Source organism: Streptomyces zhaozhouensis (genome assembly GCF_900230195.1).
Taxonomy (GTDB): domain Bacteria; phylum Actinomycetota; class Actinomycetes; order Streptomycetales; family Streptomycetaceae; genus Streptomyces; species Streptomyces zhaozhouensis.
Window position 1 is genome coordinate 255,441 of the sequence record NZ_OCNE01000004.1, and the last position, 17,570, is coordinate 273,010.

The following is a 17,570-nucleotide window of genomic DNA, read 5'->3' on the forward strand; positions in this document are numbered from 1 at the left end:
CCGACCCGGTTCTGGCTGACCCGACCCCGTTCTGTGGGGGGCCGATTCACTCTCTTAGGCTCGTGAATATGGATATGCCAAGCGTGGTGCTGCACTCCACCCCTCCGACCGCCGCGGAGGTCGTCGCCGTCGCCCGCGAGAGCGCCCTGGTCACCCTCGCGGACGACGCGGTGGCCGCGATGGGCGCCGCCCGGCGCGTGATCGAGGGGCTCGCCGCCGGGCCCGAGCCGGTCTACGGCGTCTCGACGGGCTTCGGCGCGTTGGCCGTTCGTTCCATCGCGCCCGAGCTGCGCGCCCGTCTCCAGCGCAACATCGTCCGTTCGCACGCCGCCGGGCTCGGTCCCCGGGTGGAGCGCGAGGTGGTCAGGGCGCTGATGTTCCTGCGGCTCAAGACCCTCGCCTCCGGCCACACCGGGGCCCGCCCCGAGGTGGCGCACACCATGGCCGCGCTGCTCAACGCGGGGATCACCCCCGTCGTCCACGAGCACGGCTCGCTCGGCTGCTCCGGCGACCTGGCGCCGCTCTCGCACTGCGCGCTGACGCTGCTCGGCGAGGGTGAGGCGGAGGGGCCGGACGGCCGCGTCGAGCCGTCCGCCGTGCTGCTGGAACGGCACGGCATCGCGCCCGTGGAACTGCGCGAGAAGGAGGGCCTGGCGCTGCTCAACGGCACCGACGGGATGCTCGGCATGTTGCTGATGGCCTGCGAGGACCTGGGCCGCCTGCTCACCAGCGCCGACGTGACCGCCGCCCTGACCCTGGAGGCGCTGCTCGGCACGGAACGGGTGCTCGCGCCCGAGCTGCACGCCGTCCGCCCGCACCCCGGGCTCGCCGCCTCGGCGGCCAACATGCGCCGGGTGCTCGCCGGTTCCGGGCTCACCGGCCACCACCAGGACACCGCGCCGCGCGTGCAGGACGCGTACTCCGTCCGTTGCGCGCCCCAGGTCGCGGGCGCGGGCCGGGACACGCTGGCGCACGCCCGCGCGGTGGCGGAGCGCGAGCTGGCCGCCGCCGTGGACAACCCGGTGGTGGTCGACGGGCGGGTCTCGTCCAACGGCAACTTCCACGGGGCGCCCGTCGGCTATGTGCTGGACTTCCTCGCCATCGTGGCGGCCGACCTGGCCTCGATGGCCGAGCGCCGCACCGACCGGCTGCTGGACCGGCACCGTTCGCACGGCCTGCCGCCGTTCCTCGCCGACGACCCGGGGGTCGACTCGGGGCTGATGATCGCGCAGTACACCCAGGCCGCGCTGGTCAGCGACCTGAAGCGGCTGGCGCAGCCGGCCTCCGTCGACTCCATCCCCTCCTCGGCGATGCAGGAGGACCATGTCTCGATGGGCTGGTCGGCGGCGCGCAAGCTGCGCACCTCGCTGACCCTGCTGACCCGGGTGCTCGGCATCGAACTCCACGCCGCCTCCCGCGCGCTCGCGCTGCGCGCCGCCGACGGCGGGGACCCCGCGCCCGCCACCCGCGCGGTGCTGGCGGCGGCCGGCGAGGGCGGGCTCGGCGGGCCGGGCGCCGACCGGTTCCTCGCGCCCGAGCTGGCGGCGGCCGAGGCGCTGGTCGCCGACGGCGCGCTGGTGCGGGCGGCGGAGTCGGTCACCGGGCCGCTGGACTGAGCGGGCGGCGCCGGAGCCGTGCCCGCGTCCCGGCCCGCACGCGCGAGGGCCCGGCCTCCCGAGGGGGGCCGGGCCCGACCGGTCGGTTCCGGGGGAGAACCGGGGGGTACCGGATGACGCGGTGAAACGGTGGCGAGTCCTTCGCGGGGCTCTGGGCGAGTCCCCGAAGGTCCTGCGTGTCCCTAGCTGGCCTCCGACTCCATCGGCTGGTCCACGGGGATGACCGAGGTGCCGGACGAGGAGTCGTCCGCCTCCGAGTAGGCCGACGGCAGAAGCCAGACGACGCACAGGATCAGGGCGGCCACCATGCCGCTGATCAGGGTTCTGCGGTCCAGGCCGCGTGTTTGACCGTCCACGGGGTGCTCCGAGCGTTGCTGCGTACTGACGGCGTGGAGTGCGATGTTACGGCCCGGTGCGGGTCGCGGGGAAGACCGGGGCGCCCGGGGTCTTACGCTCCCCTGTCATGAGTGAAGAGCTGTCGCCGGGGGCGCGTCATGTCCGGGTGCGAGTGGAGATGGTGCTGGAGATCGCGGAGCCGGACGAGCTGATCAGCGCGGCCTGGTCCCGGATCGAGGGCGACCCGTTGCTGCCGGCCGACGAACGGGAGTCCGCCGCGCGCGCCGTGTCGGAGGACGAGGCGGAGGCCGTGGCCTATCTGATCGACCCGGTCGACCTGGTCGACGGGGTGCCCGGGGTGGTGCTGGCCCAGGCGTCGTGGAGCAGCGAACGCGCCGCCTTCGACCCCGACGTGGCCTGGGACGGCATGGACGAGGAACTGGACGGCGACGGGCTGGACGGCGACGGCTTGGACGGCGACGGTCTGGACGAGGGCGCCGACGCCGACGACGGAATCGGCGACTGGGACGCGGGCGGCGTGGACGCGCTGGAGGACGCGTTGGACCACGAGGAGACGGGGGAGCCGGGGGAGAACGGGAACGGACCGGGAACGGGGACCGCGGAGCGCGAACGCTGACCCGTGCGCCGCCCCGGGCACCGCGACAACCCCCCGGCGGCGCCGTTCAGTTGACGCCCCGGAGCGCACGCCCGCGCTCACCGGCGCACGGGTGCATTCGACCACTCCCCGCACAGTTCACCCCCGAGGTTTCGCCTATGGTGGAACACGCTGCCGGTTCCCCACGTTCTTCCCAGTGTCCTCAGGGGAGACGCGGCAGCGGACGACGAGCGATGCGGATGAGTTCTGATGGTTGATGTCATGCGGCGAAGGGGCCTGACCGCGGCGGCTGCGCTGCTCTGCGGGGTCCTGGCGCTCACGTCCTGTGGCGGCGGCGGAGACGACGACGCCGACGGCGGCGAGCGGACCGAGCAGTCGGACGCCGACCAGGCGGCCGAGGACGCGGACACCTCGGCGGCGGTGATATCCATCACCCCGGACGACGCCGCCGAGGGCGTCGGGATCAACGACGACGTCGCGGTGTCCGTCGAGGAGGGCACCCTGGACGAGGTCGTGCTGACGGCCCCCGAGCTAGGTGCCGAGGTACCGGGGACGCTTTCCGCGGACCAGACCAGCTGGCAGCCGGACGAGCAGTTGGAGCGCGCCACCAGGTACGAGCTGACGGTGCGGGCCAGCGACTCCGAGGGCCGTGCGGCGCACCAGGCGGCGGCCTTCACCACCGTCTCCCCGGAGAACAGCTTCATCGGGTACTTCACCCCCGAGGACGGCTCCGAGGTCGGCGTGGGGATGCCGGTCTCGCTCAACTTCGACCAGGAGATAACCAACCAGGCCGAGGTCCAGCAGGCCGTCACCGTGACGGCGAGCAGCGGTCAGGAGATCGTCGGCCACTGGTTCGACGCGACCCGGCTGGACTTCAGGCCGGAGTCGTACTGGGAGGCCGGCACCCAGGTCGACGTCTCGCTCGACTTCGACGGCGTCGAGGGCTCGCCCGGCATCACCGGCGTCCAGGACCGGGACTTCAGCTTCACCGTCGGCCGTTCCCAGGTCAGCACGGTGGACGCGGAGTCCAAGGAGATGAAGGTCGTCCGCGACGGTGAGCCGCTGCGCACGGTGAAGATATCCGCGGGCAGCGAGGAGACCCCGACCTACAACGGCCAGATGGTGATCTCCGAGAAGTACGAGGAGACCCGGATGGACGGCGCGACCGTCGGCTTCACCGACGACGACGGTCAGGGCGAGTACGACATCCCCGACGTGCCGCACGCCATGCGACTCTCCACCTCCGGCACGTTCATCCACGGCAACTACTGGGCGCCGGACAGCACCTTCGGCTCCGCCAACACCAGTCACGGCTGCGTCGGCCTCAACGACGTGCAGGGCGCGGACGACCCGGACCAGGACGGTGCCTGGTTCTTCGAGGAGTCCCTGCTGGGTGACGTGGTCATCGTGGTCAACTCCCCGGACGAGACCATCACCCCGGAGAACGGCCTCAACGGCTGGAACATGAGCTGGGACGACTGGGTCGCCGGCAGCGCGGTCTGACCCCGTCGGTTTCCGGGCGACCACCGGCCCCGGCGGTGCCGCGCCGTGGTCGTCCGACCCCGCCCCCTGACGCACCGCGCGGTTCCCCGCGCCCCTGAGCCGCCGACCGGCGGAGAAGGGGCGCGGGGCCGTCGTTTCCGGGACCGGCCGACGAGACCCTCGAAGAGGTCGCCGCCTACCGCCGACGAATCCCTGACTCCGATCTAGGCCGGCCGCGTGGGCCGGCTGGTGTCGAGGGCCAGATGGACCGCGAGGCCGCCGAGGACGCCGCCCATCACGTAGCGCTGGGCCGCGAGCCAGCCGGGGCGCCGCCCGAGAAACGCCGCGATCGCCCCCGCCGCCAGCACGAACACCCCGTTGACCGCCACTCCGACCAGCACCTGGACTCCCCCGAGCAGGAAGCCCTGCGCCATCACGTGACCCGCCTCCGGGTCCACGAACTGCGGGATCAGCGAGAGATACATCAGCGCGATCTTCGGGTTGAGCAGGCAGGTCATCAGCCCCATGCCGAAGAGCCGCCGCGCCGACTCGGGCGGCAGGTCGCGGCGGGTGAACGCCGAGGTCCCGCCGGGGCGCAGCGTCTGCCAGGCCAGCCAGCCCAGATAGCAGGCGCCGGCCAGCTTGACCGCGAGATAGAGGCCGGGGACGACGGCGAAGACGACCGAGAGCCCGAGGTTGGCCGCCGTCAGATAGGTGAGAAAGCCCAGCGCCACCCCGCTCAGCGAGACCAGCCCCGCCGTCCGCCCCTGGGTCAGGGAGCGCGACACGAGGTAGATCATGTTCGGCCCCGGGGTCAGCACCATTCCCAGTGCGACGGCGGCGACACCGGCCACGGCTCCTGTTGTGATCATGTGCTCAGAATCACCGACGGACGACTCACAGCACCAGTGAAACCTTCTGTCGCCGACGTTCAAGCGCTGCTTAACTGCGGTCCGGGTGTCTGGCCACCGGCCTCCCGGGGAAGGTGAGCCGGGGAGCCCGAGGGCACACCAGCACCGAGCAGGACCGAGCACCACCGAGCAGGACCGAGCACGAGAGCCAGGGGAAATCACGCCATGACCGACTCGCCGCCCCCGCACCAGGACACCGTTCCGCCCGCCCGCCAGGCCCCCGAGCGGGTCGAGCCGCTCGCGCCGGTCGCCCAGGACACGTTGACCGAGGGCGTCCCCGGCGAGGCCGACCCGGGCCCCGTCGAGCTGACCGCGCTGCTGCCGCCGCTGCTGCCGGAGGACGCCGACCGGGCGACCCTGGTGGGCAGGGTCTTCGACCCGGAGGTCGGCGGCCCCTGCGTGGTGGCCGTGCGGGGGGACCGGCTGGTGGACCTCACCCCCTTCGCGCCGACGATGAGCGAGCTGCTGGAGCGGCCGGACGTCGCCGAGTTCGTCCGCTCCGCGCCCGCCGAGCGCGCCTTCCCGCTGGAGGAGGTGCTGGCCGCCACCCTCGGCGGCGCACGCGACCGGCCGCGTCTGCTGGCGCCCTGCGACCTCCAGGCGCTCAAGGCGTGCGGGGTGACCTTCGTGCGTTCCATGGTGGAGCGGGTCATCGAGGAGCGGGCCAAGGGCGACCGGGGCGGCGCGGCCGAGGTGCGGGAGCGGGTGCTGGCGGCGATCGGCGGCCGGCTCGAACACCTGGTGCCCGGCTCCGAGGAGGCGGCCAGGGTCAAGGAGGTGCTGACCGCGGAGGGGCTGTGGTCGCAGTACCTGGAGGTGGGCATCGGCCCGGACGCCGAGGTCTTCACCAAGGCCCCGGTCCTCTCCGCCGTCGGCGCCGGCGCGGAGATAGGCGTCTGGAGCCGTTCCGAGTGGAACAACCCCGAGCCGGAGCTGGTCCTCGCCGTCGACTCCGTCGGCCGCGTCGTCGGCGCCACCCTCGGCAACGACGTGAACCTCCGGGACGTCGAGGGCCGCAGCGCGCTGCTGCTGGGCAAGGCCAAGGACAACAACGCCTCGACGGCCGTCGGCCCGTTCCTGCGCCTGCTCGACGCGGAGTTCACCCTGGACGACGTGCGCGACCTGGACATCACGCTGACCATCACCGGCCGGGACGGCTTCCGGCTGGAGTCCGTCAGCTCGCTCTCCGAGATCAGCCGCGACCCGGTCGACCTGGTGGGGCAGACGATCGGCCGGCTCCACCAGTACCCGGACGGGCTGCTGCTGTTCACCGGGACCATGTTCGCCCCCACCCAGGACCGCGACGCGCCGGGCGAGGGTTTCACCCACCACCTCGGCGACCTGGTGCGGATCTCCACCCCGCGCCTCGGCACCCTCGCCAACGTGGTGACGCACTCCGAGACCGCCGAGCCCTGGACGTTCGGCATCCGCTCCCTGATGAGCAACCTCGCCGCACGGGGGCTGCTGACCGACCCGGTGGGCTGACGTCCGGCCGGCCGAGCCGGCCCGTGCCCGCGCCCCGCTCCGCCGCCGGGCGCGGGCCGGTGGCCCCGACACCATGACCTCGGAGGTCATCGACGCGGTGGCGCCCGCCGCGCAGGATGGAGCCGTACCCGGGGCACCCCGGGGGACCGCTTCACCACGGAGGTACCGCCATGACCGCCTATGCCGTCGCCCAGTTGCTCCCCGGCGTCCAGCACCCCGACGTCGCCGAGTACATCGAGCGCATCCAGGGCACGATGGAGCCCTTCGGCGGTCGCTTCCTCGTCCACAACGCCCCGCACGAGACCGTCGAGGGCACCTGGGAGGGCCATGTGGTGATCGTCGGCTTCCCCTCCATGGACGCCGCCCGCGCCTGGTACGCCTCCGACGCCTACCAGGAGATCCTGCCGCTGCGCACCGACCACATCGCCGGCAACCTGCTCCTCGTTCCCGGCGTCCCCGAGGACTACGACGCCGCCCCCGCCGCCGCGCGGCTCCGCGCCGAGCTGGCCGCCGAGCCGGCCTGACCCGCGCCCGGCCGGCCACGCCGGCCCGACCGCCGGCCAGGGCTTCACGTTGGGTCCCCGACGGGGGGCGGCTGTTCCCCCGTCATCCCGCCGGGGCGGTGAGTGTCAGGCGAGCCTCCGCCGAAATCGGCCGGCGGGCCAGAAAGGTGGCGCCTCGTCAGCACCTCCCCACAGACGGGCGAACCTCTCGATGGAACTCACGCGACGTCGTCTCCTCGGCCTGTCCGGCGCCTCCCTGAGCGGAATCGCCCTGCACGGCGCGGGTTTCAGCGCCGGCTCCGCCTGGGCGGCACCCCGGTTCGCCGGCGACCCGTTCGCCTTCGGCGTCGCCTCGGGCGATCCGCTGCCGGACGGCGTCGTGCTGTGGACCCGGCTCGCCCCCGACCCGCTGGCGCTCGACGGCAGGGGCGGGATGCCGGAGCGGACGGTGACCGTCGACTGGGAGGTCGCCGAGGACGAACGGTTCACGCGGGGCGTGCGCCGGGGCGCGGAGCAGGCGACCCCCGAGCTCGCCCACTCCGTCCACGCCGAGGTCTCCGGGCTCGACGCGGGACGCGAGTACTTCTACCGCTTCCGCGCCGGCGCCGACATCAGCCCCGTCGGCCGCACCCGCACCGCGCCCGACGACCCCGCCCGCCTCAGGTTCGCCTTCGCCTCCTGCCAGTGCTGGTACGAGGGCTTCTACACCGCCTACCGCCACATGGCCGCCGAGGATCTGGACCTCGTGCTGCACCTGGGCGACTACCTCTACGAGTACGGCGTCGGCGAGAACGGCGGCGTGCGCGGCATGGCCCTGGACGCCTCGTTCCAGCGCGAGACGCTCAGCCTGGTGGACTACCGCAACCGCCACGCCCTCACCCGGCTCGACACCGACCTCCAGGCCGCGCACCAGGCGTTCCCCTGGGTGCTGAGCTGGGACGACCACGAGGTCGAGAACAACTGGGCGGGAGATTTCGCCCAGTTGGACACCGACGGCTATCCCGACCAGGACCCGGAGGCGTGGCGCGCCCGCAAGGCCGCCGCCTTCCAGGCGTACTACGAGCATCTGCCGCTGCGGTTGCCGCAGCGCCCCCGGGGCGCGGAGGCCCGGATGTACCGGAAACTCGCCTTCGGCTCCCTGCTGGACCTGCACGTTCTCGACACCCGTTCTCACCGCGACGACCAGGTCTGCGGCGACGGCACCAAGTCCGGCTGCGACGTGGAGCGTTCGGCGCCGGGCCGGCAGATGCTCGGCGACGAGCAGGAGCGGTGGCTGCTGGACGGCGCCGGCCGTTCCGGCGCGGTCTGGAACGTGCTCGCCAACCAGACGTTGATCGCCCAGGTCGACCAGAACCCGGACCCGGCGGTCCACACCTCGGGGCTCGACATGTGGGACGGCTATGTGGACGCCCGCGACCGGCTCCTGCGCGGGCTGCGCGACCGGAACGTGGAGAACCCGGTGGTGGTCACCGGCGACATCCACCGCGCCGTGGTCGCCGACCTGACGCTGGACTTCGCGGACGCCGACGCCCCGGTGGTGGCGACGGAGTTCGCCGGCAGCTCGATCAGTTCCGGCAAGGACGGCTCGCCGACCGACGAGGTCGGCGCCGCCTGGATGGCCCCCGGCGTCAATCCGCACCTGAAGTGGCACAGCTCGCAACGCGGATACACCGTCGTGGAGGCCGACTCCGAGTCGATGACGGCCAGTTACCGGGTCACCCCGGTGGTCACCGTCCCGGGCTCCGGCATCTCCACCGTGGCCACCTTCCGGGTCGAGGCCGGCCGCCCCGGCGCCCAGCCCGCCTGAGCGGGCGCACGGCGGCGCCGGGGGGAGCGGGCGCGCGGAAAACGATTGCTCCTCGTCGAACTCGTTCGCGAACGTGTCGAACGTCGCCGCCCCGGTTTCGGTGACATGTCCATGGGTAACGCCCAGGTCAACTGATGGGAGCGCTCCCCCGCTCCCTCGTGCACCCCCCACGACGGAAGGTGGCGACCAGAGGATGAACCGAGAACGAGGCGGCGGCGCCGGAGCCCGGGTCGGGCGACGTTGGGCGGCGCGCGTGGTGGGCATGGTCTCGGCCGTGGCGATGCTGCTGCTGGTGCCCTGGGCCGGTGGCGCCTCGGCGCACGGCTCGGTGATCGACCCGCCCTCGCGCAACTACGGCTGTTGGGACCGCTGGGGCGACGACTTCCAGAACCCGGCCATGGAGCAGGAGGACCCGATGTGCTGGGCGGCCTGGCAGGCCGACACCAACGCGATGTGGAACTGGAACGGCCTCTACCGCGAGGGTGTCGCGGGTGACCACCAGGGCGCCATCCCGGACGGCCAGCTGTGCAGCGCCGGCCTCACCGGCGACGGCCGCTACGCCGCGATGGACACCCCCGGCGCCTGGAAGACGACCGACGTCGGCGCGAACTTCACCGTCGACCTGCACGACCAGGCGCTGCACGGCGCCGACTACATGCTGGTCTACGTCACCAAGCAGGGCTTCGACCCGAAGACGGAAGCGCTGGGCTGGGGCGACCTCGAACTGGTCGCCGAGACCGACCGCCTGGAGCCCAGCTCGCACATGCTGGTCGACGTCTCGGCGCCGGGCCGCAGCGGCCACCACCTCGTGTACACGATCTGGCAGGCGTCGCACTCCGACCAGTCGTACTACATCTGCAGCGACGTGGACTTCGGCTGACCCCGCTCTCCCCGTTCGCTCCGGCGCCCTTCGGGCACCCTCCACTCCGTCGCCTCGTCGGTCCGCCCCGGGCCCGGCGGGGCGACGGCCTCTTCTCGGGCGCCCGCCGGCGCTCCGGCGCCCCGCCGCTCCCGCGGTTCCGCGCTCAGGAGCGGTACTGGGCGGCGAACTCGCCGGTGGGCGGGATGGGCGTGATGACGTCGATCAGCACGCCGTTCGGGTCGGCCACGATGAAGTGCCGCTGACCGAACTCCTCGCTGCGCAGCGGCAGAACGGCCGGCAGTCCGGCGTCGACCACCAGCCGCTCCCACTCCGCGTCCACGTCCTCGACCTCCATGTTCAGCAGCAGGCCGCGCGCGGTCGCGCGGTGGCCGGCGGGGAGCGTGGGGTGGCTGGGGTCGAGCAGCGCCAATTCGTGGCCGCCGTCCGGGTGGCGCAGGCTGACGTACCAGTCCGCCTCGAAGGTCGTCTCGAAGCCGAACAGTCCGGTGTAGAAGTCCCGCGACTCGGCTGGTCGTTCCGTGCAGATCACGGCGTAAAGGCTGGTCAGGCCCATGGTGCGACCCCTCTCGTGTGCCCCTCGGCGGGGCGTTCCGCGTTGACATACCATCGGTATGTCCAGATAGGGCGGGAGCGTATTCGGCATACCGTCGGTATGTCAAAGCGTGTCCGGGGAGACGTGTCGAGGAGCGGCGAGCGATGGCGCGGTCAGATGGCGGGGAGCGGCGGCCCGGTGTCAGGGAGCGACAGCGGGAAGAGACGCGGCGGGCGCTGCTGCGCGAGGGCAGAACGCTGTTCGCCGGGCGCGGCTACGCGGACGTCGGCCTCGCGGAGCTGGTGGCCGCCGCCGGGGTGACCAAGGGGGCGCTCTACCACCACTTCCCCGGTGGCAAGACCGACCTCTTCCGGGCGGTGCTCGACGAGGTCCAGCAGGAGGTGGGGGCACGGGTCGCCGCGGCGGCCGACGTCCACGACGACGAGTGGTCCCGACTGACGGCGGGCTGCCGGGAGTTCCTCGCCGCCGCCACCGCGCCCGGGATCGACCGGATCATGCTCGTCGACGGGCCGGCGGTGCTGGGCTGGAACGCCTGGCGGGCGATGGACGAGGCGGCGTCGGCGCGGCATCTGGCGGAGTCGCTGGCCGCGCTGGTCGAGGAGGGAACGCTGGCACCGCAGCCGGTTCCGCCGCTGGTCCATCTGCTGTCGGGGGCGATGAACGAGGCGGCGCTGTGGCTGGCCTCCTCGGACGAGGGGCCGGAGGCGCTGGAGGAGACGACGGCGGCGCTGCTGCGCATGGTGGCGGCGCTGCGGGGGGCCTGAGGGGGCCTGAGGGGCGACCGCTCCTGCGCGTGGCTCGGGCGGGTGGGCCGGCGGGGACCCTCTGGACGGCCCGCTTTCGCGAGGGGCGGAACGCCGGGCGGGGACGGGGGCGGGGCCGGCTTCTAGGCTGGGATGGTGGACAGCAGCCGAGCACCAGAGCCGATCCGTGCCGACGACCGCCGTGTGCAGCTGCGCCCGGTGCCGACCGGGGTGAACGCCAGGGAGCCGCTGTGGCGGGACGTGGTGGGCGACGTGCTGCGGCGCGAACGCCTCGCGCGCGGGCGGACGTTGAAGGACGTGGCGGAGGCCGCGCGGATCTCGATGCCGTACCTCTCCGAGGTGGAGCGGGGACGCAAGGAGGCGTCGTCCGAGGTGCTGGCCGCGGCGGCGCACGCGCTGGGGCTCGGGCTCGCCGACCTGCTCGCCCTGGCCCAGCGCCGGCTGACCGGCGAGCGCCGGGCCGCCGCCGAGCGGCCGTCCGACGGCAGCGCCACCTCGCTGGCGGCGCGCCGCGCGGCGGTGCCGCGGCGCGCGACGCGTCGGGACGGCGGGGCGTTGCTGCTCGCCGCGTAGCCCCCGGGGGGCGCGGACGACTGTCCGCGTGTGTCGTTCTGGTGGGTTGTCGGCCGCGGTGATGTGGCGGGTCGCTCGCGCGGTTCCCCGCGTCCCTTCCGGTCCGGTGGGCGGCTCGGAGGGCGGTGGGAACCGCGCGGCGCGGGGCGGCGGGAGTTGGCCGACCGTCCACGTGCGTGGTGTGGCCGGGCGGTCGCCCCCGCGCCCCCTCACCCGTTCTGGCGGGAGCGCAGCACGTGGTCGGCGAGGCCGTAGGAGACCGCCTCCTCCGCTGTGTACACCTTGTCGCGGTCCATGTCCGCGCGCAGGGTCTCCACGTCGTGGCCGGTGTGGCGGGCCAGGACCTCCTCGACCTGGCGCCGGATGCGCAGCATCTCCTTCGCCTGGATGGCGAGGTCCGCGACCGTTCCCCGCTGCCCGCCGCTGGCCGGCTGGCCGAGAAGGACCCGCGCGTGTTCCAGCACCGCGCGCCGGCCGGGCGCGCCGGCCGCCAGCAGCACGGCGGCCGTCGAGCCGGCCTGACCCACGCAGTAGGTCGCGATCGGCGCGTTGACGAACGACATGGTGTCGTAGATCGCCATCAGCGCGGTGGGCGATCCCCCGGGTGAGTTGAGGTAGATCGAGATCTCCCGCTCCGGGCTGGAGGACTCCAGGTGGAGCAGTTGCGCGATGACCACGTTGGCCACCCCGTCGTCGATCTCGGTGCCCAGGAAGATGACCCGGTCCGACAGCAGCCGGCTGTAGACGTCGTAGGCGCGTTCCCCGTTGGGGGTGCGCTCGACCACGGTGGGAATCGTGTACTGACCCATCTCAGAACCCCGTCCTGCGCTGCGAGTCCGGCCGGATGTCGGCCAGCGAGGCCACCACCCGGTCGACCATTCCGTACTCCCTTGCCTCCTCGGCCGTGAACCAGCGGTCGCGGTCGCCGTCCCTGGCGATCGTCTCCTCGCTCTGGCCGGTGTGTTCCGCGGTGATCCGTTCGATGGTCCGCTTGGTGTGCTCCAGGTTCTCCGCCTGGATCGCGATGTCGGCGGTGGAGCCGCCGATGCCGGAGGACGGCTGGTGCATCATGACCCGCGCGTTCGGCAGCGCGTAACGCTTGCCGCGCGCCCCCACGGTGAGCAGGAACTGACCCATGCTGCCGGCCAGTCCCAGCGCCAACGTGGCGACGTCGTTGGGGATCAGCCGCATCGTGTCGAAGATCGCGAGTCCGGCGGAGACCGAGCCCCCGGGGCTGTTGATGAACAGCCTGATGTCGTTGCGCGGGTCCTCGGCGGACAGCAGCAGCAACTGTGCGCAGACCCGGTTGGCCGAGACCTCGTCGACCTGGGTGCCGAGGAACACGATGCGCTGTGTCAGCAGCCGCGCGTTCAAATCGTCGTCGAACCGCGTCGCCTGGGTCTCGCCCTCGGACGCGGTGACCGGTGTGGTCATCACGTGGAACCTCCTCTTCCTCCGCTTCCCGCGACGCCGGCCGTCCGCCGGGCGTCGCCCTCGTCGTCCACCATCGGCGGGCGGACCCCGCCGTGTCCGGAATCTCGCCCCGTGGCAGATCTGCCACGGGCAGAGCGGGCCGCGCGGGCACGCGGAAGCCCCCGGCGATCGGTCGGGTCGGCGCCGGGGGCTGGGGGAGCGGTGGGCGGGCCGGTGCGTCAGTCGACGGGGCAGGCCAGCCCGGTGCCGCCGAGGCCGCAGTAGCCGCGGGGGTGGCGGTCGAGGTACTGCTGGTGGCGCTCCTCGGCCGGGTAGAACGGGAAGTCGGCCTCGGCGACGATCTCCGTGGTGATCGGGCCGTAGCCGGCGTCGGCGAGGATCTTCTGGTAGGTGTCGCGGGTCTCCTCGGCCGCCTCCCGCTGGGCGGGGGAGCGGTGGAAGACCAACGAGCGGCAGTGCGTCCCGATGTCGTTGCCCTGGCGCATCCCCTGCGTCGGGTCGTGCCCCTCCCAGAAGACCCGCAGCAGCGCGCGGTAGGAGACCCGCGCCGGGTCGAAGACCACCCGCACCGTCTCGGCGTGGCCGGTGCGGCCGGAGGCGACCTCCTCCGAGATGGGGTGCGGCGTCGGGCCGCCCTGGAAGCCGGTCAGCGTGGTCCACACCCCCTCGGTCCGCCAGAAGCGGCGCTCGGCGCCCCAGAAGCAGCCGAGCGCGAACTCCGCGATCTCGCACTCCTCCGGGTAGGGGCCGAGCAGCGGCGTGCCCAGCACGCGGTGCCGTTCGGGGACGGTGTACATCCGCTCGGAGCGTCCGGGCAACGCCTCCCGGGGCGTCGGCAGGCGGTCGGTGAGGTCGGTCAGCATCGTCGGCTCATCCCCAACTTCTCGGCGGCGGTTGTCCGTTCGCGAGCACCGGGGTCCTCGACCCCCAGTGACTGCCTACCCGCGCCCGCCGCCCGGCACCACCGCCTTTTCGGCCGTGCGCGGTGAGGACGGGGCGGCCTACCGTTCCGCGTGGCCGACGGCGCACAGGTGCCGGGCACCCGGCCCGGCGTGGGCGGCGGGGACGCGGCCGGTCCCGGTGGGCCGCGCGGCGGTCGACGCCGTCGTCCGCGACCCCCAGCCGGTGTCGCCGCGCCCGCTCGCCCCGTCCGGCACCCGCCCCCGGCTGACCGAGGCGCCCCGGCGCGCGGGGCGTGTCACCGGGGAGGCGAGCCCGCCGGACCCGTGGCCCCAGCCGAGGGGGTGAGCCGCCCGTCCCGACCGGTCAGTTCCCCGAGAAAGCGCGAGACCCGGGCGGCGACGGCCCGTTCCCCCGACCGTTCGGCGAGCCGCAGCGCGTCGCGGGCGGCCTCCTCGGCGGGGGCGGCGGCACCCTGCCGCGCCAGGGCGCGCGCCCGCAGCAGGCGCAGCCGCGTCAGCGCGAACCTGGCGCCCTCCGCCGCGACCGGCTCCGCCTCCTCGACGCGGGACAGCGCCCCCACCGCGTCGCCCGACGCCAGGAACAGCTCCGCCTCGCCGAGCAGCACCATCGTGCTCTCCGTCGCCTCCCCGGTCCGCGCGGCGATCGCCCGCGCCTCGTCGAGCCGGCGCCCCGCCTCCTCAAGCCGGCCCGCCACCCTGGCCGTCTCGGCGAGGCCGACCAGGCACGCGGTGCGGCAGTTGTCGTTCTCCACGGCCACCGCCAGCGCCAGCGCCTCCGTGAACGCCCGGCGGGCCCGCGCGTGGTCCCCGGCGTCCGCGTGCACCATGGCGAGCGTCTCCGAGGCCACCGCCCGCACATACTCCAGGTCGGCCTCCGTCGCCGCGCGCAGCGCCTCGTCGAGCACGTCGAGCGCCTCCGCGTGCCGGCCCAGCCGCAGCCGCACCAGCCCCTGGTTGACCAGCACCATCGCGTGGAAGTGCGGCTTGCCCCCGCCCCTGGCGAGCGGCAGCGCCGCGTCCAGCGCCTCGCCGGCGAGCCGGGGCTCGCCCAGCGCCAGGTGCGCGGAGCCGATGTTGCTCAGCGCCGCCGCCACGTCCGCGTCGAGACCGGCCTCCCGGAAACGCGCCAGCGCCTGCCGGTAGTACCCCAACGCCTCCCGGGGCCGGCCCAGTTGCTTGGTGGCCACGCCCATCCCCTGGAGCGCCACCCCCTCGCCCTCCGACCACTCCGCCTCGCGGGCCAGCTCCCTGGCCAGGCCGTACTCCGCCAGCGCGGCGGGCAGGTCCGTCGCCCGCCAGTGCGCCAGCGCCAGGGAGAGCCGCACCGCCACGCCGCCCAGCCGGTCGCCCGCCCGGTCGGCGGCGCGCAGCGCCAGCCCGGCCAGCCGCAGCCACTCGGCCAGCGGCAGCTGGTGCGCCATCACGTCGGACAGGCTGACGACCAGCTGCCACGCCGGCCGGCCGGGACCGTGCTCCGCCGCGTGTGTGAGCGCGGCCGTCAGGTCCTCCCACTCGCGGTGGATCCAGGCCAGCGCCTCGGTCCGGTCGGCGAACTCCGGCGGGCGCGCCCCCGGCGCCGGGGCGTCCAGCGGCAGCCGCGACGACTGGAGGCGGCAGGCCAGCGCCGCCCGCTGCGCGCCGTGCAGATAGTGGTCGAGCAGCCGGCGGGTCGCCGCCGCGCGCCGCTCACCCGACTCCTCCTCGTCCAGCCGCTGCGCGGCGAACTCGTGCACCAGGTCGTGCCAGGTGAACCGCCCGTCGGCGGCCTCCGTGACCAGGTGCACCCGCACCGCGCCGCGCAGCGCGTCCTCGGCCACCGACCGTTCCACCCCGGCCCCCGCGGCGGCGGCCGGCGCGGAGCGGCCCGTCCCCCCGACCGCGCCCAGCGAACGGAACACCAGGCGCGCCGGGTCGGAGAGCTTCGCGTAGGTCAGGTCGAGCGCGGCGCTGACGACCAGCTGGGCGTCGCCCTCGACCGCGAGCCGCGCGAGCCGCCCGCGTTCGGCCAGCTCCTCGACGTAGTCGGCGACCCTGGTGGCCGGCCGCTCGCCGAGCTGGGACGCGGCGACGCAGAGGGCGAGCGGCAGATGGTCGCAGAGCCGCGCCAGGCGGGCCGTCGCCTCCGGCTCGGCGGCGACGCGGTCGGCGCCGACCGTGCGGCCCAGCAGCGCCAGCGCGTCGGCCGGCGGCAGCGCCTCGCAGACCACCCGGCGCGCCCCGTCCGCCGTCACCAGGCCGCTCAGCCGGTCCCTGCTGGTGACCAGCACCACGGACCGGGAGGGCCCCGGCAGCAGCGGGCGGATCTGCGCGGCGTCCGCCGCGTCGTCGAGCACGAGCAGGACGCGCCGGTCGGCCAGCAGCGTGCGCAGCAGCGCCGCCTGCGCCTCGACGGTCACCGGCACGCGCGCCGCCGGGCAGCCGAGACCCTGGAGGAGCACGGGCAGCGCCTCCGCCACCGGCATCGGTCCGGAACGGTCGAAGCCGCGCAGGTCGAGGCAGAGCTGCCCGTCCGGGAAGCGGTCGGCCACCCGCCCCGCCCAGGCCAGCGCCACCGCCGTCTTCCCCGCCCCCGCGGGACCGGTGACGGCGATCAGCCGGCCGCCGTGCGCCAGCGCGGCGTCGAGCCGGCGGAACTCCTCGTCCCGCCCGGTGAACAGCGGGGTGACACCCGGGAGTTGCCTGGGGACCTCCGCGAGGGAACGCGCGGCGGGCGGCTCGGGCGCCGTCGACGAGGGCGCCGACGACAAGAACGTCGGGGCCCGGGGCGCCGAGGCGGGAGGCGTCGGGGCGGAGGGCGCCACGGGCCGGGGCAGCAGCAGCCCGCGCTGCACGGCGGCCAGCTCCGCGGACGGCTCCACGGCCAGCTCGTCGACCAGCCGCCGCCGCAGCGCCGCGTACACCTCCAGCGCCTCCGCCGTCCTGCCCTCCGCGTGCAACGCCCGCATCAGCAGCGCGTGCGGCCTCTCCCGCAGCGGGTGCTCCCCGGCGAGCCGGGTCAGTTCCGCGACCACGGCGCCCCGTTCCCCGCGTTCCACCGCCGCCTCCCAGCGGCCCTCGACGGCGGTGGTGTGCAGCTCAAGCAGCCGCCGCCGCTCGGGCACCGCGGGCAGGTCGGGCAGCGGATCGCCGCGCCACAGCGCGAGCGCGCGGTCGTAGCGTTCCTCGGCCGCCGGCCAGTCGCCACGGCCCGCGTCCCGGGAGCCCTCGGCCACCAGGGACTCGAAGGCCGCCAGGTCGGACCGGCCCGGCGCGACGCGCAGCAGATAGCCGGGGCTGCGGGTCTCCAGGGCGTCGGCCCGCGCCCCCAGCGCGCGCCGTACCTCGGTGACGAGGGAACGCAGCCTGGCGCCCGCCGCCGAGGGGGGCCGCGCGTCCCACAGCCGGTGCACGAGCTGCTCCACCGGCACGGGGTGGTTGGCGTCGATGAGAAGGGCCGCGCACAGAGCCCGTTGGCGCCCGGTCAGCCGCACGGGCCGCCCCCCGACGGTCACCTCCAGAGGGCCGAGCAGCCTGGCGGACAGCACGTCGGGAGACACGGCCAGATGATAGGGCGAGGGCGCACGACCGTCCATTCGCGCCCCCGCCCCCGCCCGTGCGCGGTGCCCCGCGCCGGCGCGGCTCCCATGCGCGGTCCATGCGGCAAACGCGCCGCCGCTCGCGAGGATGGCGGCGAGCGGGAGAACG

The 17,570-nt window shown here is 74.4% G+C and carries 16 protein-coding genes; 9 read left to right on the top strand and 7 right to left on the bottom strand.

Annotation, left to right across the window (positions count from 1 at the left end):
• Window positions 1–68: 68 nt before the first annotated feature.
• Window positions 69–1,616 (top strand): histidine ammonia-lyase, encoded by a 1,548-nt coding sequence (gene hutH / locus CRP51_RS09180; RefSeq protein WP_439333136.1) that lies wholly within the window; start codon window positions 69–71, stop codon window positions 1,614–1,616.
• A gap of 182 nt (window positions 1,617–1,798) precedes the next feature.
• Here hutH and CRP51_RS28780 read toward each other — a convergent pair whose 3' ends face one another.
• Window positions 1,799–1,972, bottom strand: a complete 174-nt coding sequence (locus tag CRP51_RS28780; RefSeq protein WP_170970477.1) for a hypothetical protein — start codon at window positions 1,970–1,972, stop codon at window positions 1,799–1,801.
• Between the two features lie 107 nt (window positions 1,973–2,079).
• On the opposite strand from CRP51_RS28780, the gene CRP51_RS09185 reads away from it, so the two are divergent.
• Together CRP51_RS09185 and CRP51_RS09190 are read left to right on the top strand one after the other, a co-directional pair.
• Entirely contained in the window at window positions 2,080–2,589 is a 510-nt protein-coding gene (locus CRP51_RS09185; RefSeq protein WP_245880463.1) for a hypothetical protein, read from the top strand.
• A gap of 240 nt (window positions 2,590–2,829) precedes the next feature.
• A complete protein-coding gene (locus CRP51_RS09190) occupies window positions 2,830–4,071 on the top strand; it encodes a L,D-transpeptidase (protein WP_245880464.1) in 1,242 nt (413 codons plus the stop codon).
• Window positions 4,072–4,274: 203 nt separating this feature from the next.
• On the opposite strand, the gene CRP51_RS09195 is transcribed toward CRP51_RS09190, so the two are convergent.
• Complete coding sequence (locus CRP51_RS09195) at window positions 4,275–4,922, bottom strand: LysE family translocator (protein WP_097230542.1); 648 nt, start codon at window positions 4,920–4,922, stop codon at window positions 4,275–4,277.
• Window positions 4,923–5,126: 204 nt separating this feature from the next.
• Here CRP51_RS09195 and CRP51_RS09200 point away from each other — a divergent pair, with 204 nt between their 5' ends.
• The 4 genes from CRP51_RS09200 to CRP51_RS09215 all read left to right on the top strand — a co-directional run bounded on the left by CRP51_RS09200 (window position 5,127) and on the right by CRP51_RS09215 (window position 9,636).
• Window positions 5,127–6,446 (top strand): fumarylacetoacetate hydrolase family protein, encoded by a 1,320-nt coding sequence (locus tag CRP51_RS09200; RefSeq protein ID WP_097230543.1) that lies wholly within the window; start codon window positions 5,127–5,129, stop codon window positions 6,444–6,446.
• A gap of 170 nt (window positions 6,447–6,616) precedes the next feature.
• Window positions 6,617–6,970 (top strand): DUF1330 domain-containing protein, encoded by a 354-nt coding sequence (locus CRP51_RS09205; protein ID WP_097230544.1) that lies wholly within the window; start codon window positions 6,617–6,619, stop codon window positions 6,968–6,970.
• Between the two features lie 190 nt (window positions 6,971–7,160).
• Window positions 7,161–8,756 carry an alkaline phosphatase D family protein gene (locus CRP51_RS09210; protein ID WP_097230545.1) on the top strand — a complete coding sequence of 532 codons (1,596 nt, stop codon included), beginning with the start codon at window positions 7,161–7,163 and terminating at the stop codon, window positions 8,754–8,756.
• A 262-nt stretch (window positions 8,757–9,018) separates the two neighbouring features.
• A complete protein-coding gene (locus CRP51_RS09215) occupies window positions 9,019–9,636 on the top strand; it encodes a lytic polysaccharide monooxygenase auxiliary activity family 9 protein (RefSeq protein ID WP_245880480.1) in 618 nt (205 codons plus the stop codon).
• Between the two features lie 145 nt (window positions 9,637–9,781).
• On the opposite strand, the gene CRP51_RS09220 is transcribed toward CRP51_RS09215, so the two are convergent.
• Complete coding sequence (locus tag CRP51_RS09220) at window positions 9,782–10,192, bottom strand: VOC family protein (protein WP_097230547.1); 411 nt, start codon at window positions 10,190–10,192, stop codon at window positions 9,782–9,784.
• Window positions 10,193–10,335: 143 nt separating this feature from the next.
• Here CRP51_RS09220 and CRP51_RS09225 point away from each other — a divergent pair, with 143 nt between their 5' ends.
• Together CRP51_RS09225 and CRP51_RS09230 are read left to right on the top strand one after the other, a co-directional pair.
• Window positions 10,336–10,956: a TetR/AcrR family transcriptional regulator gene (locus CRP51_RS09225; protein WP_097230548.1), complete on the top strand. Its 621-nt coding sequence runs from the start codon at window positions 10,336–10,338 to the stop codon at window positions 10,954–10,956.
• Between the two features lie 135 nt (window positions 10,957–11,091).
• Window positions 11,092–11,529 (top strand): helix-turn-helix domain-containing protein, encoded by a 438-nt coding sequence (locus CRP51_RS09230; RefSeq protein ID WP_439333137.1) that lies wholly within the window; start codon window positions 11,092–11,094, stop codon window positions 11,527–11,529.
• Between the two features lie 209 nt (window positions 11,530–11,738).
• On the opposite strand, the gene CRP51_RS09235 is transcribed toward CRP51_RS09230, so the two are convergent.
• The 4 genes from CRP51_RS09235 to CRP51_RS29940 form a co-directional block, all read right to left on the bottom strand.
• Entirely contained in the window at window positions 11,739–12,338 is a 600-nt protein-coding gene (locus CRP51_RS09235) for a ClpP family protease (protein ID WP_097230549.1), read from the bottom strand.
• 1 nt (window position 12,339) lies between these two features.
• Window positions 12,340–12,963, bottom strand: a complete 624-nt coding sequence (locus CRP51_RS09240) for a ClpP family protease (protein WP_097230550.1) — start codon at window positions 12,961–12,963, stop codon at window positions 12,340–12,342.
• A 218-nt stretch (window positions 12,964–13,181) separates the two neighbouring features.
• Entirely contained in the window at window positions 13,182–13,826 is a 645-nt protein-coding gene (msrA, locus tag CRP51_RS09245) for a peptide-methionine (S)-S-oxide reductase MsrA (protein WP_097230551.1), read from the bottom strand.
• 335 nt (window positions 13,827–14,161) lie between these two features.
• Complete coding sequence (locus CRP51_RS29940; RefSeq protein ID WP_170970478.1) at window positions 14,162–17,422, bottom strand: AfsR/SARP family transcriptional regulator; 3,261 nt, start codon at window positions 17,420–17,422, stop codon at window positions 14,162–14,164.
• Between the last annotated feature and the right edge of the window lie 148 nt (window positions 17,423–17,570).

Excerpts from the sequence above, each read along its gene's own strand:
- hutH (WP_439333136.1), top strand. The coding sequence starts at position 69 with ATGGATATGCCAAGCGTGGTGCTGCACTCCACCCCTCCGACCGCCGCG.
- CRP51_RS09185 (WP_245880463.1), top strand. The coding sequence starts at position 2,080 with ATGAGTGAAGAGCTGTCGCCGGGGGCGCGTCATGTCCGGGTGCGAGTG.
- CRP51_RS09190 (WP_245880464.1), top strand. The coding sequence starts at position 2,830 with ATGCGGCGAAGGGGCCTGACCGCGGCGGCTGCGCTGCTCTGCGGGGTC.
- CRP51_RS09195 (WP_097230542.1), bottom strand. The coding sequence starts at position 4,922 with ATGATCACAACAGGAGCCGTGGCCGGTGTCGCCGCCGTCGCACTGGGA.
- CRP51_RS09200 (WP_097230543.1), top strand. The coding sequence starts at position 5,127 with ATGACCGACTCGCCGCCCCCGCACCAGGACACCGTTCCGCCCGCCCGC.
- CRP51_RS09205 (WP_097230544.1), top strand. The coding sequence starts at position 6,617 with ATGACCGCCTATGCCGTCGCCCAGTTGCTCCCCGGCGTCCAGCACCCC.
- CRP51_RS09210 (WP_097230545.1), top strand. The coding sequence starts at position 7,161 with ATGGAACTCACGCGACGTCGTCTCCTCGGCCTGTCCGGCGCCTCCCTG.
- CRP51_RS09215 (WP_245880480.1), top strand. The coding sequence starts at position 9,019 with ATGGTCTCGGCCGTGGCGATGCTGCTGCTGGTGCCCTGGGCCGGTGGC.
- CRP51_RS09220 (WP_097230547.1), bottom strand. The coding sequence starts at position 10,192 with ATGGGCCTGACCAGCCTTTACGCCGTGATCTGCACGGAACGACCAGCC.
- CRP51_RS09225 (WP_097230548.1), top strand. The coding sequence starts at position 10,336 with ATGGCGCGGTCAGATGGCGGGGAGCGGCGGCCCGGTGTCAGGGAGCGA.
- CRP51_RS09235 (WP_097230549.1), bottom strand. The coding sequence starts at position 12,338 with ATGGGTCAGTACACGATTCCCACCGTGGTCGAGCGCACCCCCAACGGG.
- CRP51_RS09240 (WP_097230550.1), bottom strand. The coding sequence starts at position 12,963 with ATGACCACACCGGTCACCGCGTCCGAGGGCGAGACCCAGGCGACGCGG.
- msrA (WP_097230551.1), bottom strand. The coding sequence starts at position 13,826 with ATGCTGACCGACCTCACCGACCGCCTGCCGACGCCCCGGGAGGCGTTG.